Source organism: Kribbella ginsengisoli (assembly GCF_039537185.1).
Lineage (GTDB): Bacteria > Actinomycetota > Actinomycetes > Propionibacteriales > Kribbellaceae > Kribbella > Kribbella koreensis.
Genome location: NZ_BAABAA010000002.1, coordinates 65,624 through 80,431, shown reverse-complemented (window position 1 = coordinate 80,431; position 14,808 = coordinate 65,624). Strand labels below are relative to the sequence as shown.

The 14,808-nt window shown below is 67.7% G+C and carries 11 protein-coding genes; 4 read left to right on the top strand and 7 right to left on the bottom strand.

All coding sequences use genetic code 11. The features are described 5' to 3' along the window. Window positions 1-10: 10 nt before the first annotated feature. From ABD768_RS07605 to ABD768_RS07595, 3 genes are all read right to left on the bottom strand, one after another. Entirely contained in the window at window positions 11-1,987 is a 1,977-nt protein-coding gene (locus ABD768_RS07605; protein ID WP_344838823.1) for an ABC1 kinase family protein, read from the bottom strand. 228 nt (window positions 1,988-2,215) lie between these two features. Further along, entirely contained in the window at window positions 2,216-5,521 is a 3,306-nt protein-coding gene (locus tag ABD768_RS07600; protein WP_344838820.1) for a multifunctional oxoglutarate decarboxylase/oxoglutarate dehydrogenase thiamine pyrophosphate-binding subunit/dihydrolipoyllysine-residue succinyltransferase subunit, read from the bottom strand. A 27-nt stretch (window positions 5,522-5,548) separates the two neighbouring features. Beyond that, a complete protein-coding gene (locus tag ABD768_RS07595; RefSeq protein ID WP_344838817.1) occupies window positions 5,549-6,124 on the bottom strand; it encodes a TetR/AcrR family transcriptional regulator in 576 nt (191 codons plus the stop codon). Between the two features lie 79 nt (window positions 6,125-6,203). Here ABD768_RS07595 and ABD768_RS07590 point away from each other — a divergent pair, with 79 nt between their 5' ends. Continuing rightward, window positions 6,204-7,049 carry a deoxyribonuclease IV gene (locus ABD768_RS07590; protein ID WP_344838814.1) on the top strand — a complete coding sequence of 282 codons (846 nt, stop codon included), beginning with the start codon at window positions 6,204-6,206 and terminating at the stop codon, window positions 7,047-7,049. Here ABD768_RS07590 and ABD768_RS07585 read toward each other — a convergent pair. Then, a complete protein-coding gene (locus ABD768_RS07585; protein ID WP_343982525.1) occupies window positions 6,982-7,650 on the bottom strand; it encodes a response regulator in 669 nt (222 codons plus the stop codon). The two genes, ABD768_RS07590 and ABD768_RS07585, sit on opposite strands and share 68 nt — an antisense overlap. Continuing rightward, entirely contained in the window at window positions 7,647-9,239 is a 1,593-nt protein-coding gene (locus ABD768_RS07580) for an ATP-binding protein (RefSeq protein WP_344838810.1), read from the bottom strand. Before ABD768_RS07580 ends, ABD768_RS07585 begins: the two co-directional genes overlap by 4 nt. Before the next feature lie 174 nt (window positions 9,240-9,413). Between ABD768_RS07580 and ABD768_RS07575 the strand changes: the two genes are divergently transcribed. From ABD768_RS07575 to ABD768_RS07565, 3 genes are read left to right on the top strand one after another with little or no spacing between them, the layout of a single operon-like run. Next, window positions 9,414-10,217: an ABC transporter ATP-binding protein gene (locus ABD768_RS07575; protein WP_344838807.1), complete on the top strand. Its 804-nt coding sequence runs from the start codon at window positions 9,414-9,416 to the stop codon at window positions 10,215-10,217. Continuing rightward, on the top strand, window positions 10,207-11,052 hold the full coding sequence (locus ABD768_RS07570; RefSeq protein WP_344838805.1) for an ABC transporter permease: 846 nt from the start codon (window positions 10,207-10,209) through the stop codon (window positions 11,050-11,052). The genes ABD768_RS07575 and ABD768_RS07570 overlap by 11 nt, the downstream gene beginning before the upstream one ends. Window positions 11,053-11,070: 18 nt before the next feature. After that, complete coding sequence (locus ABD768_RS07565; RefSeq protein ID WP_344838802.1) at window positions 11,071-12,117, top strand: ABC transporter substrate-binding protein; 1,047 nt, start codon at window positions 11,071-11,073, stop codon at window positions 12,115-12,117. Window positions 12,118-12,177: 60 nt separating this feature from the next. Here the strand turns inward: ABD768_RS07565 and ABD768_RS07560 are convergent, their stop codons facing one another. Together ABD768_RS07560 and ABD768_RS07555 are read right to left on the bottom strand one after the other, a co-directional pair. Continuing rightward, window positions 12,178-12,930, bottom strand: coding sequence for a succinate dehydrogenase/fumarate reductase iron-sulfur subunit (locus ABD768_RS07560; protein WP_343982539.1), 753 nt, complete (start codon window positions 12,928-12,930; stop codon window positions 12,178-12,180). Next, the gene (locus ABD768_RS07555) at window positions 12,927-14,807 is read right to left on the bottom strand and encodes a fumarate reductase/succinate dehydrogenase flavoprotein subunit (protein WP_343982542.1); all 1,881 of its coding nucleotides are present in this window, start codon (window positions 14,805-14,807) and stop codon (window positions 12,927-12,929) included. The genes ABD768_RS07560 and ABD768_RS07555 overlap by 4 nt, the downstream gene beginning before the upstream one ends. Window position 14,808: the final 1 nt, after the last annotated feature.

Below are 14,808 nucleotides of genomic sequence, written 5' to 3'. Positions count from 1 at the left end.
TAGCTTGAGGTCAATGGCGGGAACGGGTGTCGGGCAACCGGAAGACCAGGACGAGGACGCGGAGTACCAGGACCGCGCAGACGACCAGCAAGTTGTAGGCGAAGAGCTGGTAGAGAGTCACGGTGTCGGTGACCTTGGGGCCACCTGGCGTGCCGAGCAGGAGCACTGCCATCAGGCCGGCGGTGGCGCCGAGGACAGCGAGCAAGGCCTGGTGGAGCAGTCCGGTCAGGTGGCGGCGGTCGCGTTCGTCGGCGAAGAGACGGACGTTGAGGCCGAGGCGGCCGCTCTCCGCGGCGGCGGCGATCCGGTCGATGCGGCGCGGGAGCCTGCGGAGCATCGGTAGCAAGGTGGCCAGTTCTTCGGTCGCGGTACGGCGAAGCGCGTCGGGCGCGAGCCGGTCGGTGACGTGGGCGGCCGCGAAGGAGCGGGACGCGGCGACGAGGTCGAAGGCGGGGAAGATCCGTGCGATCGTGCCCTCGACGGTCGCCAGTGCACGGAAGACAGCGGCGACCTCCGGCGGCACGCCCAGCTCATGCGTCGTGATGATCTTGAACAGGTCGTTGAACATGGCCGGCCCGATCGCCGCGCCGGCGCCCAGATGCCGGGCCATGAACTGCCCGACCGCGCGCTCCAGGCTCTGCTCGTCGATGACGTCCGGCCGGTAGACGATCTCCAGCAGCGCGTCGGTCGCGGCCACCGGATCGCCGTGGTCGACGGCGAGCAGGAACCGCTGCAACGCCTCGCGGGTGGACGGGTCGAGTCGCCCGACGGAGCCGAGGTCGAGCATGCCGATCCGGCCGTCGGTGAGCAGCAGGAAGTTGCCCGGGTGCGGATCCGCGTGGAACACGCCGTCGATCGCGACCTGCCCGAGCAGGCAGTCGAACAGCACCTTCGCCAGCTTGGCCGCGTCCAGGCCGCGCTCGGCGATCGACTTGGCGGCGCTTCCGAGGCCGATCCCGTCGAGACGCTGCATGGTCAACACCCGGCGGGTGGAGTACTTGGGGTACAACTCCGGTACGACGATGTCGCGGTTGCCCACCACCGACTTGCCGGCCGCGACGCCGGCCATGTTGCCCGCCTCGACGGTGAAGTCGAGCTCCTCCCGCATCGCGTCGGCGAACCCGGTCGCGAGCGAGCGCACGCCCATCGACCGGCCCCAGTCGGTGTTGCGCTCGAGCAATCGCGCCAGCCGCTGGACGATGTCCAGATCCCGCTCGACGACGGACGCGATACCGGGGCGCTGAACCTTTACGACGACCGGTACGCCGTCGAGGTTGGCTGTGTAGACCTGAGCGACCGAGGCAGCGGCGAGCGGCTCGGTGGCGAAGTCGGCGAACACCTGTTGCGGGGGCGCGCCGAGTTCTTCAGTGAGTACAGACTCGATCTGACTCCACGGCGCGGGGGAGACCTGGTCCTGCAGGCGGCTGAGCTCCAGCGCGACGGATGGCGGGATCACATCACTGCGGGTGGACAGCACCTGGCCGAGCTTCACGAAGGTGACGCCGGCCTCGTCGAGGGCGAGCCTCAGCGATCGGGCCAGATCGGCCTGACCGGCCGCGTTCTCGTGGCCGGGGCGGCGGCGACCGCGCAGGTACGGGCCGAGGCCGTGCTTGATCGCGATCCGGAGGATCTGGAGGTACCGCCGGGTGCGGGCGAGCTTGCCGCCCAGGTCCCGCCGCAGATCACGGGCCCTGGGCAACGATCCGGTCGGGACCAGCGCCTCGGCCAGCACCAGGAAGATGAGTCCGGCAAGCATCGAGCACAACGCCGTCAACGCCAGCAGGGCGAAGGCCGCGCCGTTCGACCCGGTCCACGGCGGTGGTCCGGAGACCGCCTTCGCCAGGGGGCCGGCGAGCGCGAGTGTCAGCGCGGCACCGATCGCCAGCCGCCCCAACCCGAACCGAACCCCCAGCAACCGTTGCGATACCGGCACGAACAAGAACATGAAGATGCCGATATTGACCAGCCCGACCAACGCCACGTCCATGCCCGCACCCTAGAGCTCCGAACCGTCCACCCACCTCACCCACGCGGGGGAGGGCAACCATCGCTCAGGTGAGATCGCCGCGGCGGGTGGGCGCTGGGAGCGGTCTCCCCGCCCGGTATGGGCTGGGCGGGGAGACCGGATGGCGGGCGTCGAGGAACCCGCCTGCCCGGACCTACACAGTCCGGGCGGCCCCGGCCGACCCTGATTGCGGCCGAGGCTGCTGTTGGGTCAGTGCAAGGCCTCGTTGATCAACCTCGCCTGCTCTTCGGTGTGTTTCTTGGCTGAGCCGGTGGCCGGCGCCGCTGAGCGAGGACGCGAGACGACCTGGAGCGGCCTGGTCAGCAGTGGGTTGAGCTCGGAGTGGAGGAAGGTCCAGGCACCTTGGTTGCGCGGTTCGTCCTGCACCCAGAACGGCTCGGCGTTCGGGTAGGAGTCGAGGACCTCAGCCAGTTCGGTCGCCGGGAGTGGGTAGTACTGCTCGAGTCGAATCAGCGCGACGGCCTGGTCTGAAGTCTTCTCGAGTTCGTGCCGTAACTCGTAGTACAGCTTGCCGGAGACGACCAGGACTCGTTGGACGGACGACTTGTCGGTGATCCGGGGGTCGTCGATGACCGGTTCGAAGCGGCCTTCGGTGAGGTCGGCGATCGAGCTGGTCGCGTCGCGGGTGCGGAGCATCGACTTCGGCGTGAAGACGATCAGCGGCGTCGACGACTCGTGTGCCTGCCGGCGGAGCAGGTGGAAGTAGGAGGCAGGCGTCGACGGCTGTGCGACGGTGAGGTTGTTCTCGGCGCACAACTGAAGGAAGCGTTCGATCCGGGCCGACGAGTGATCGGGCCCACGCCCTTCGTGGCCGTGCGGGAGCAGCAGTACGAGCGACGACCGCTGGTTCCACTTCTGTTCGGCCGACGAGAGGAACTCGTCGACGACGATCTGCGCGCCGTTCGCGAAGTCCCCGAACTGCGCCTCCCACGCCACCAGCGCATCCGGCCGCTCAACCGAATACCCGTACTCGAAGCCCATCGCCGCGTATTCACTGAGCAACGAGTCGTACGCCGAGAACGCACCGAGCTTCTCCAACGGCACCCACTCCTGCCCGGTGACCCGGTCATGCAGCACCGCATGCCGCTGGACGAACGTCCCCCGGCGCGAGTCCTGCCCAGCCAGCCGGATCGGCGTCCCCTCCTGCAGCAGCGACCCGAATGCGAGCAACTCCCCGAACGCCCAGTCGACCCCACCGGCCTTGCTCATCTCCTGCCGCTTGGCCAGCAGCTGTCCGAGCTTGGGATGCACTGTGAACCCTGCTGGCAAGTTGGCGAACGCATCCCCGATCGCCCGGATCATGTCCTCCGATACTGCAGGTGCAGTACCAGCCTGTACGTCGACTACCTGGGTGCTCTCGATGCCGGCGGTCTCATGTGTTTCCGCGAAGGCCTGATCGAGCCGGGCATGGAAGTCGTGGTCGGCCTGCTCGTACTCGGCCCGCGTGATGTCACCGCGCCCGACGAGCGCTTCGAGGTAGAGCGTGCGCACACTCTTCTTGCTCGCGATCAACGCGTACATCCGCGGCTGCGTCATCGACGGATCGTCGGCCTCGTTGTGCCCACGCCGCCGATAGCAGACCAGGTCGATGACCACATCCCGATGGAACTCCTGCCGATAGGCGAGCGCCAGCTCCGCAACGCGCACCACCGCTTCCGGATCGTCGCCGTTGACGTGGAAGACCGGAGTCTGCGTCGCCTTGGTGACGTCGGTCGCGTAGACCGAACTCCGTGCGTGGGACGGCAACGTCGTGAAGCCGACCTGGTTGTTGAGGTTGATCCGGATCGTGCCGCCGGTCGTGTACCCCCGCAGCCGCGACATCTGCACGGTCTCGGCGACGATTCCCTGCCCCGCCATCGCGGCGTCGCCGTGGATGATGATCGGCAGCGTCGAAGACCCACGATCCTGCTTGCCCCGCGCGATCCCGAGCAGCACGCCGTCGACCGCGTCCAGATGCGAGGGGTTGGCCGCCAGGACGACAGGCAGTTCCTCCCCCCGAGCGCCGCGATAGACGCCCTCGGTGCCCAGGTGATACTTCACATCGCCCGACCCGTCGACGTCGTCGGTGCCCTGGAACTCGCGGAACACCTGCGCGTACGTCTTGCCGGCGATGTTGGTGAGCACGTTCAGCCGGCCGCGGTGCGCCATCGCGATCGCGGCGCCGTCCAGCCCGGCCTCGGCGGCTCCACCCAGCAGCGCGTCGAGCAGAGCGATCGCCGACTCACCGCCTTCGAGGCTGAACCGGGTCTGACCGATGTACTTGGTCTGCAGGAACGTCTCGAACGCCTCCGCCTCGTTGAGCTTGCCGAGGATCCGCAGTTGCCGGTCGTGCTCCGGTTTCGTATACGGCCGCTCCAGCTGTTCCTGGAACCAGAGTCGTTGCGTGGGGTCCTGGAGATGCATGTACTCGACGCCGACCGTGCGGGAGTAGGCGTCGCGGAGTACGCCGAGAATGTCGCGCAACGACATCGTCGGCTCCGCGCCGCCGAAGTCCCCGGTGACGAACTCGCGATCGAGATCCCAGAACGTCAGCCCGTGCCCGGACAGCTCCAGATCCGGATGCGACCGCTGCACGTACTCGAGCGGATCGGTGTCCGCCATCAGATGACCACGCACGCGGAACGCATTGATCAACGCCTGCACCCGAGCCGTCTTGTCGACCGCGCTCGCCTCGTCGACGTGGATGTCGCGCGCCCACCGGATCGGCGCGTAGGGGATCCGCAACGCGGTGAAGATGTCCTCGTAGAACTGGTTGCCCCCGGCCAATAACTCGTCGATCGTCCGCAGGAACTCGCCGGATGCCGCACCCTGGATCACCCGATGGTCGTAGGTGCTGGTCAGCGTCACGGTCCGCCCGATCGCCAGGTCCGCAAGGGCTGCTGGGCTCAGACCCTGGTACTGCGCCGGATACTCCAGCGCCCCGACCCCGATCACAGCGCCCTGCTGGTTCATCAGCCGCGGCATCGAGTGCGCTGTCCCGATTCCACCGGGGTTGGTCAGCGAGATCGTCGTTCCGGCGAAGTCGTCAACGGTCAGCTGATTGGCCCGCGCCTTCCCGACCAGTACTTCGTACGCCGCCAAGTACTCCTGAAAGCCAAGACTCTCGGCCCCCTTCAGGTTGGGGACGACCAGCGTCCTGCTGCCATCCGGCTTGACCAGGTCGACGGCGATCCCGAGGTTGACGTGTGCCGGCGTCACCGCGACCGGCTTGCCGTCCGACTCGTCGTAGTACGTGTTGAGCACCGGGTTGGCTTTCACTGCCTGGATCAGCGCCCAGCCGATCAGGTGGGTGAAGCTGACCTTGCCGCCCCGGTTGCGGCGCAGGTGGTTGTTGATCACGATCCGGTTGTCGATCATCAGCTTGGCCGCGATCGTACGGACGCTGGTCGCGGTCGGCACGGTCAGGCTGCTCGTCATATGGGCAGCCAGGGCCTTCGCCGTTCCGCGCAGGGGTGATTCGGTCCCGGACTCAGGTCCGGTGACAATGGCCGTCACGGCCGATCGCCTTCTTTCGTTGAGGTTTCAGACGTCCTTGAGGGTGGCGTCGAGAATGCGGTTGAGCTGGGTGGGGTCGGCGCCGGACTTGGCCAGCACGCTGGTGCCGATGACGGCTGCCAGTAGGGCGCTCGCGGAGTCGGCGGGTACGCGGTCCGGGGTGAGCTCGCCGGTGGTCCGGGCTCGCTCGAGGGCGGCCCGGAAGGTGTGCTCGATCTGGAGGAAGAGGTCCTTGGCGACGTCGGCGACACCCTCGTCGGTGCTGCCGAGCTCGGCGACGGAGTTGACGATCAGGCAGCCGTAACGGTGGTCGCCGATGCCGGCCAGGGTGCGCATCGCCTCACGGAGCCGCGGCAGGATCGGGCCGGGGCCTTCGAGTCCTGCTGCCAGGGCGGTGATGCGGCTCGCGGAGTACCGGTGCAGGGCCAGGTTGAACAGGTGATGTTTGCTCTTGAAGGTGTTGTAGAGACTGCCGCGGCCGATGCCGAGCTCGTCGGCCAGGGCCTGTGGAGTGGTCGCCGCGAAGCCACGCTGCCAGAACACCTCAACCGCCTTGTCGAGCGCCTCGCCGGCCTCGAACTTCATCGGTCTGCCCATCGCCATGCGGCCATAGTAGGCACTTGTTGAACTCAAGGTCAAAAAGTCCGGTACGCTGGCAGCGAACCGTTCTGGAAGGAGAGCGATGTCGCTGATCGGCACCCATGTGGCCGTCGCGGGTGGGCTGGTGAAGACCGGGCTGGGTGAGGCGGACGAGGTTGGCGCCGAGATCATCCAGCTGTTCGCGGGCAACCCTCGTAGCTGGGCGCCGAGGGCCGCCGACCCTGCAGCCGATGAGGCCTTCCGGGTGGCGTGTGCCGAGCGCGCGCTCCCCGCGGTGGTGCACGCTCCACATCTGATCAATCTCGGTGCTCCGTCGGAGCTGGTGCTGTCTCGCTCGCTGGCCGCCCTTGAGCTGACGCTGCGACGCGCAACGGACCTCGGCGCCATCGCGGTCGTCGTCCACGCCGGCTCGTCGGTCACTCCAGGAAGACGTAGGACGGCCTTGGCTGCCCTGCCCAAGCTGATCCGCCCGCTCGTCGACCAGGCACCCGCCGTCCGGCTGCTGATCGAGCCGACCGCGGGCGCGGGCGAATCGATGGCCTCGACGATCACCGGCACGGTCGAGTATCTGCAGGCCGTGAACGACGAGCGGGTCGGCCTCTGCCTCGACACCTGCCACCTCCATGCGGCCGGTGAAGACCTCGCCGACCCGCACCTGCTCGACGACTTGGCGAGCACGGTCGCGCTGGTCCACGTCAACGACAGTCGTGACCCGCGTGGCTCACACCGCGACCGGCACGAATCGCTCGACGTCGGTACCATCGGGCTGCCGACCCTGGCAGCCTTCCTGGCCAATCCGGTGCTGGCGGACGTACCGATGCTGGTGGAGACGCCCACTCACCAGCGCGATGTCGCCTTGCTCAAGAGCGTGAGGAGGCCCAGTGGTACTGGTGCTCCGGACGTCCTGTCGATCCGTACCGCAAGCTGAGGACCGCGCGTCCGTCGTCGACCAGGGCGGCTAGATACCGCTGAGCAGTCGCCCGCGAGATACCGAGTTGCGAAGCCAGATCAGCCGCTGTCCGTGGCTCCCCGGCCTTTCGCAAGGCGCTCGTCACCAGCCGGGCAGTCACTGGTGACTGGCCCTTGGGTGTCGGTGGGCGGTCGGCGTCGTGGAGGGCATCCACCGCGCGGTCGATGGCCTGCTGGGTCAGTTCCTCCAGTTGGCCACCCAGCAGGGTCCGGTAGCGGACGTACGCCCGCAGGCGCGAGGTCAGTTGCTCGGAGCTGAACGGCTTGATCAGGTAGTTCAGTGCACCTGCAGCGAAGGCAGCGCGGACCGAGGTCGCCGACGAATCCGCGGTGACCATGAAGATGTCCGCGCTCAGCTCCGCCGCGACCTCGATCCCTGGCCGGTCGGGCAGATAGCTGTCGAGTAGCACCAGATCAGGCTTCACCTCGGCAGCAATCCGCAGCGCGTCAGCCGCCGTGTGCGCCACCCCGACGACCTCCAGACCGATGACCTGGGCGACGAACAGCGCGTGCACCTGCGCGACCCGGAAGTCGTCCTCCACCACCAGTACGCCGATCATGCGCCGGCCTCCTCGAGTACGTCGGGGAGTTGGGCGACGAAGACCGTCTCGCTGCCGTCGCAGCCCGGATTGGCCAAGGTGATGTCGCCGCCCAGTCCACGAGCCGTCTGCCGGGCGATCGCCAGACCGAGCCCGCGATCCGTGCCCCGGGTGGAGATGCCCTCGACGAAGATCGCCTCGGACTGCTCGGGCGAGACACCGTCACCGGTGTTGGCCACCGAGATCACCAGCCGCGTTCCGTCGGACAGCAGATCGACCTCGACTCCACCAGGACGTCGGGTGGACACATGCGCGGCGTCCAAAGCGTTGTCGACGAGATTGCCGAGCACGGTCACGACCTCGACCGGGGCGACCAGGCGCTGCTGGACCCAACTCGCCTCGGACAACTTCAGCGTCACGCCCAACTCGGCGGCCCGAGCGGTCTTGGCCGCCATGAACGACCGGATCGTCGCAGACCGGACAGCCGGTGACTCACTGATCGCATCGGCCTCCTGGAACTGGGTCACGGCCCGCAAATACTCCAGCGCATCGGCCTGAGCGTCCGCCTGCAGCAGCCCGAGGACCGTATGCATGCGATTGGCGAACTCATGTCGCTGAGCCCGAAGAGCTCCGGTCATACTCCGTACCGCGTCCAGCTCGCTGGTGAGCTGCTCGAGGTCGGTACGGTCCCGCAACGTCAGCACGCTGCCCAGATCGCGGCCGTCGCGGCTGACCGGCCGATGGTTGGCCACCAGCACCCGGTCGCCGGCGACGGTGAGAATGTTGTCCGCCCGGTCGCCGTCCAGCACGGATCTCAACCGTGGTGGAAGATCGAGGTCGTCCAACGGCATCCCCGCGCGCACCGGGCGACCCAGCAGCCGGACCGCCTCGTCGTTGCACATCGTCACCCGGCGATCGGTGTCGACGGCAAGTACTCCTTCGCCCACACCGTGCAGGACGGCCTCCCGCTCGCGGACCAGATCGGCCAGATCGGCCGGCTCGAGTCCGAACGTTCGGCGCTTCAGCACCCGGGACAGCCAGGTGGATCCGGCGACGCCGAGCGCGAGGGCGCCGACGGCGAAGGGAGCGGTCGCGCCGATCAGGTCCAGCAGGGCGTGCCGGATGTCGGCCGCGTCGAAGCCGACACTGACCTCCCCGACGATGGTGCCCGCTGTGTCACGTACCGGGACCTTGCCGCGGGCCGACAATCCGAGCGTGCCGCGCTCGATGTTCACGACCTCCTTCCCGGACAGCGCGCCCGACGGATCTGTACTGACCGGTTTGCCGATCTGGTCGGGGGTCGGATGGGCCAGCCGGATCCCGCGCGCGTCGGTCACCACGACGAACAGCGCGCCCGTGGCCCGCGAGGCGGCGATGGCGATCTCCTGAACAGCGGGCTGGTCGCCGTCGCGGACCAGGTCGCCCAGGTGCTGTTCGGCGGCGACCGTCCTGGCGACGTTGAGCGCGCGTTGCTCGTACTGGTGCTCCAGGCTCTGGTCGAGCAGCCAGGCGACCAGCCCGAAGCCGATCCCGACGACCAGCGTGACCAGGCCGATCTGCAGCAGCAGGAGCTGCCGCGTGAAGCGCATCCCGCGCAATCGAGCCATCATCCGCCCACCGTAAACCCGCCCGTGAGCGGAATGCGCAGAACGCGAACTATGGGGATTGGGCGGGTAACGACGGCAAGGGATCCGCTGCCGCCCGATCCTCCCTACCTTTCGAGCAACAGAGCTGTCATCCGCCGGTAACACCACAGGCGGGTTGGACGACAGGTAGGAGGCTCCATGACTTTCCTGGTCGACATCGACCACGCGACCAAGCGGTTCCTGACCAGCGCGGGGACCGCCCACACCGCAGTACAGGACATCACCCTGCAAGTGGACGCCGGTGAGTTCGTGGCCGTCGTCGGTCCGACCGGGTGCGGCAAGTCCACCACCTTGTCGCTGGTGTCGGGGCTGGAGCCGCCGTCCGAGGGCACCGTCACCGTCAACGGCCAGCCGGTCCGGGGCATCCCGGACGGAGTCGGGTACATGTTCCAGGCGGACGCGATGCTGCCCTGGCGGACCGTCCTGGCGAACGTTGCCTCCGGCCCGCTTTGGCGAGGCAAGCCGAAGGAGCAGGCAGAGGCGGCGGCCCGGGACTGGGTCGCTCGGGTCGGGCTGGCCGGGTTCGAGGACTACTACATGCACCAGCTGTCCGGCGGCATGCGCAAGCGGGTGGCGCTGGCTCAGACCCTCGTCAACGAGCCCTCGATCCTGCTGATGGACGAGCCGTTCTCGGCGCTGGACGTGCAGACGCGGGCGTTGATGCAGAACGAGCTGCTCGATCTGTGGTCCGGGACCAGCGCCGCGGTCATCTTCGTGACCCACGACCTGGAGGAGGCGATCACGCTGGCCGACCGGGTCGTCGTGATGACCGCCAGCCCGGCCCGGATCAAGGACACCTTCCCGATCGAGCTCGAGCGGCCCCGCAACGTCGAGGAGATCCGGATGACCCCCGAGTTCATCGCGATCTACCGCGAGGTGTGGAGCTCGCTGTCCGACGAGGTCGCGATCGCCCGCCAGACAGGAGCCACCCGTGTTGCGTAAAGCCCCGGCCAGAACGGCCCAGACCGCTGTCGTCGTACGGCGCAAGCACAAGGCCCTCGTCTACTCGCTCAGGTTGCTGTTGCTGCTGGTGATCCTCGGCGGCTGGGAGCTGTCGGTCAGCCTGTGGCTCGATCCGTTCTTCTACTCCAAGCCCAGCCTGATCTGGGACAAGCTCGTCATCTGGTTCACCGACGGTACGGCCCAGGGCTCCATCTGGACGCAGATCGCCGTCACGCTGGAGGAGGCGGCGGCCGGCTTCGTGCTCGGCTCGCTGGCGGGCGTCGTACTCGGCATCCTGCTCGGCCGGGCCCGGCTGCTCGCCGAGGTGGTGTCGCCTTACATCCAGGCGCTCAACGCCGTACCGCGGATCGTGCTGGCCGCGCTGTTCGTGATCTGGTTCGGGCTCGGGATGGAGTCCAAGATCGCGACGGCGTTCGTGCTGGTGTTCTTCCCGGTGTTCTTCAACGCCTTCCAGGGTGCTCGCGAGGTCGATCGGAACCTGGTGAACAACGCGCGCATCCTGGGCGCCGGCCGGGGCCAGGTGCTCTGGTCGATCGTGGTGCCGAGCTCGACCTCGTGGATCCTGGCGTCGCTGCACACCGCCTTCGGGTTCGCGCTGATCGGCGCCATCGTCGGTGAGTACACCGGCGCCACCCGCGGCCTGGGCCTGCTGATCAGCACCGCCCAAGGCTCCTTCGACGCGGCCGGCATCTACGCCGGAATGCTCATCACCACCGTGCTCGCACTACTGGCCGAGGTCGTCCTGGGCCTGGCCGAACGGCGGTTGCTGCGCTGGCGGCCACCCGCCCAGGCATCCTTCGCCGCCGCCATCTGATTTCCCTAGGAGACAACCATGAAGATCCGCCCTGCTGTACTCGCCGTCCCGGTCCTGGCAGCCCTCGTCCTGACCGGCTGCCAGACCCAGAACAAATCCGGTACTTCGGCCGGCCCGGGCTCGTCGTCGGACAAGGTGACCATCATGGTCGGTGGCGCCGCCAAGGTGATCTACATGCCGGCCAAGCTGACCGAGCAACTCGGCTACTTCAAGGACCAGGGGCTCAACGTCGAGCTCGTCGACACCCCGGCCGGCGTCACCGCCGAAACGGCACTGCTGGCCAACCAGGCCCAGGGCGTCGTCGGCTTCTACGACCACACGATCGACATGCAGGCCAAGGGCAAGTGCCTGCAGAGCGTCGTCCAGTTCGCGAACGTGCCGGGCGAGGTGGAGATGGTCTCCAAGGCCCAGGCCGGCACGATCAAGAGCCCCACCGACTTCAAGGGCCGCAAGCTGGGCGTGACGAGTCCCGGATCGTCGACCGACTTCCTCACCCAGTACCTGGCGGGCAACGCCGGAGTCGCCACCGCCGACTACACGACCGTGAAGGCCGGAGCCGACTCGACCTTCATCGCCGCGATGAACTCCGGCGGCATCGACGCGGGCATGACGACGGACCCGACGGTGGCCCGGCTGACCAAGACCGGCGACGGGCAGATCCTGCTCGACATGCGTACTGAGCAGGGTACGAAGGCGGCACTTGGTGGGTTGTATCCGGCCAGCTCGCTCTACATGGCGTGCGACTACGTTGCCGCGCACAAGGACGTCGTACAGAAGCTCGCGAACGCCTTCGTCAAGACGCTGGCCTACATCACCGGCAACGACGCGGCGACCATCGCCGCCAAGATGCCGGCCGACTACGCGGGCACCGACAAGGAGCTGTACGTCAAGTCGATCAACGACTCCAAGGGCATGTTCACGGCCAACGGTGTGATGGATGCCAAGGGCGCCGAGAACGCGCTGGCGGTGCTCGGCAAGTTCTCCCCGGCGGTCAAGCCGAAGAAGGACAGCATCGACATCACCAAGACCTACACCACCGAGTTCGCCACCGCCGCCAAGAGCTGACAACGCGAAAGGCCGCCCGCAGCTTCTCGGCTACGGGCGGCCTTTGCCTGTACTACGTGCTCAGCCTTCGCGGCGGCGGATCTTGTTGCCGAGCCAGACCAGCGGGTCGTACTTGCGATCGGCGACGCGTTCCTTCATCGGGATGAGGGCGTTGTCGGTGATCTTGATGTGCTCGGGGCACACCTCGGTGCAGCACTTGGTGATGTTGCAGAAGCCGAGACCGTGGTCGTCCTGGGCCGACTTCTGCCGGTCCGCGGCGTCCAGCGGGTGCATGTCCAGCTCGGCGATCCGCATCAGGAAGCGCGGACCGGAGAAGGACTCCTTGTTCTCCTCGTGGTCCCGGATCACGTGGCAGGTGTCCTGGCACAGGAAGCACTCGATGCACTTGCGGAACTCCTGCGAGCGCTCCACGTCGACCTGCTGCATCCGGTACTCGCCCGGCTTCAGGTCGGCCGGCGGTGCGAACGCGGGCACCTCGCGTGCCTTCTGGTAGTTGAAGGACACGTCGGTGACCAGGTCCTTGATCACCGGGAACGTCCGCAGCGGGGTGACCGTGACGGTCTCGCCCTCCTCGAACGTGTTCATCCGGCACATGCACATCAGCTTCGGCATGCCGTTGATCTCGGCGCTGCAGGAGCCGCACTTGCCGGCCTTGCAGTTCCAGCGGACCGCCAGATCCGGGGTCTGGGTCGCCTGGAGCCGGTGGATGACGTCGAGGACGACCTCGCCCTCGTTCACCTCGACCTCGAAGTCCTCGAGGTCACCACCGTCACTGTCCCCACGCCAGACCCGGAACTTCGCCAGATAACTCATGCCGGCAGCTCCTCTTGTGTCAGGTACTTCTTCAGCTCGTCCAGCTCGAACAGTTCCAGCAGGTCCTCGCGCATCGGGATCTGGTCCTTCCTGACCACGGTCACCCCGTCGCCGCTGCTCTCCAGCGAGCAGACCAGCAGCACCTTGCGCCACTCCGCGTTCATGCCCGGGAAGTCGTCGCGGGTGTGACCCCCACGGGACTCCTCGCGCAGCAACGCGGCCTTCGCGACGCACTCCGACACGGTCAGCATGTTGCGCAGGTCCAGCGCGAGGTGCCAGCCCGGGTTGAACTGCCGGTGCCCCTCGACCGTCATCTTCGCGATCCGGCCGCGGAACTCGGTCAGCCGCGCCAGCGCCTGCTCGATCTCGTCGGCCTTGCGGATGATGCCGACCAGGTCGTTCATCGACTGCTGCAGTTCCTGGTGGATCGTGTACGGGTTCTCGCCGCCCTCGAGCTCGAACGGCGCGAGCGCCGCCGTGGCCGCCGCGTCGACGTCGGCCTCGGAGATCTTCGGGCGGTTCTCGCCGAGCGACTCGACGTACATCGCCGCGCCCGCTCCGGCGCGACGCCCGAAGACGAGCAGGTCGGACAGCGAGTTGCCGCCGAGCCGGTTCGACCCGTGCATGCCACCGGCGACCTCACCGGCGGCGTACAGGCCCTTGACCGACGACTGCGCGGTGTCCGGCTCGACCTCGACGCCACCCATCACGTAGTGGCAGGTCGGGCCGACCTCCATCGGCTCGGCCGTGATGTCGACGTCCGCCAGCTCCTTGAACTGGTGGTACATCGACGGCAGCCGGCGCTGGATCTCCTCGGCGGGCAGCCGCGAGGAGACGTCCAGGAAGACGCCGCCGTGCGGGGTGCCGCGGCCGGCCTTGACCTCGGAGTTGATCGCCCGGGCGACCTCGTCGCGGGGCAGCAGCTCCGGTGGGCGCCGGTTGTTGTCGGCGTCCTTGTACCAGCGATCGGCTTCTTCTTCGGTCTCGGCGTACTGCGCGCGGAACACGTCCGGCACGTAGTCGAACATGAACCGCTTGCCCTCGGAGTTCTTCAGCACCCCGCCGTCACCGCGGACCGACTCGGTGACCAGGATGCCCTTCACCGACGGCGGCCAGACCATGCCGGTCGGGTGGAACTGGATGAACTCCATGTTGATCAGCGTCGCGCCGGCCCGCATCGCGAGGGCGTGACCGTCACCGGTGTACTCCCACGAGTTCGAGGTGACCTTGAACGACTTGCCGACGCCGCCGGTGGCCAGGATGACCGCGGGTGCGTCGAACAGGACGAAGCGGCCCGACTCACGCCAGTAGCCGAAGGCGCCGGAGATCGCGTCGCCGTCCTTCAGCAGCTCGGTGATCGTGCACTCGGCGTACACCTTGAGGTTGGCCTCGTAGTCGCCGGTGGCCTTGAAGTCCTCCTGCTGCAGCGAGACGATCTTCTGCTGCAGGGTGCGGATCAGCTCCAGGCCGGTCCGGTCGCCGACGTGCGCGAGCCGCGGGTAGGTGTGACCGCCGAAGTTGCGCTGGCTGATCTTGCCGTCCGGCGTCCGGTCGAACAATGCGCCGTACGTCTCCAGCTCCCAGACCCGGTCGGGGGCTTCCTGCGCGTGCAGTTCGGCCATCCGCCAGTTGTTCAGGAACTTGCCGCCACGCATGGTGTCGACGTAGTGGGTCTTCCAGTTGTCGTTGGAGTTCGCGTTGCCCATCGCCGCGGCACAGCCACCCTCGGCCATCACGGTGTGCGCCTTGCCGAACAGCGACTTGCAGATGATCGCGGTGCGCTTGCCCTGCTCACGGGCCTCGATCGCGGCCCGCAGGCCGGCGCCGCCGGCGCCGATCACGATCACGTCGTACTGGTGTCGTTCCAGTTCAGTCATA

What these genes read in the sequence shown, in the direction of transcription:
- ABD768_RS07595 (WP_344838817.1), bottom strand. Translation starts at nt 6,124, where the DNA reads ATGGCGATGGGCAGACCGATGAAGTTCGAGGCCGGCGAGGCGCTCGAC.
- ABD768_RS07560 (WP_343982539.1), bottom strand. Translation starts at nt 12,930, where the DNA reads ATGAGTTATCTGGCGAAGTTCCGGGTCTGGCGTGGGGACAGTGACGGT.
- ABD768_RS07580 (WP_344838810.1), bottom strand. Translation starts at nt 9,239, where the DNA reads ATGATGGCTCGATTGCGCGGGATGCGCTTCACGCGGCAGCTCCTGCTG.
- ABD768_RS07590 (WP_344838814.1), top strand. Translation starts at nt 6,204, where the DNA reads ATGTCGCTGATCGGCACCCATGTGGCCGTCGCGGGTGGGCTGGTGAAG.
- ABD768_RS07585 (WP_343982525.1), bottom strand. Translation starts at nt 7,650, where the DNA reads ATGATCGGCGTACTGGTGGTGGAGGACGACTTCCGGGTCGCGCAGGTG.
- ABD768_RS07605 (WP_344838823.1), bottom strand. Translation starts at nt 1,987, where the DNA reads ATGGACGTGGCGTTGGTCGGGCTGGTCAATATCGGCATCTTCATGTTC.
- ABD768_RS07565 (WP_344838802.1), top strand. Translation starts at nt 11,071, where the DNA reads ATGAAGATCCGCCCTGCTGTACTCGCCGTCCCGGTCCTGGCAGCCCTC.
- ABD768_RS07555 (WP_343982542.1), bottom strand. Translation starts at nt 14,807, where the DNA reads ATGACTGAACTGGAACGACACCAGTACGACGTGATCGTGATCGGCGCC.
- ABD768_RS07575 (WP_344838807.1), top strand. Translation starts at nt 9,414, where the DNA reads ATGACTTTCCTGGTCGACATCGACCACGCGACCAAGCGGTTCCTGACC.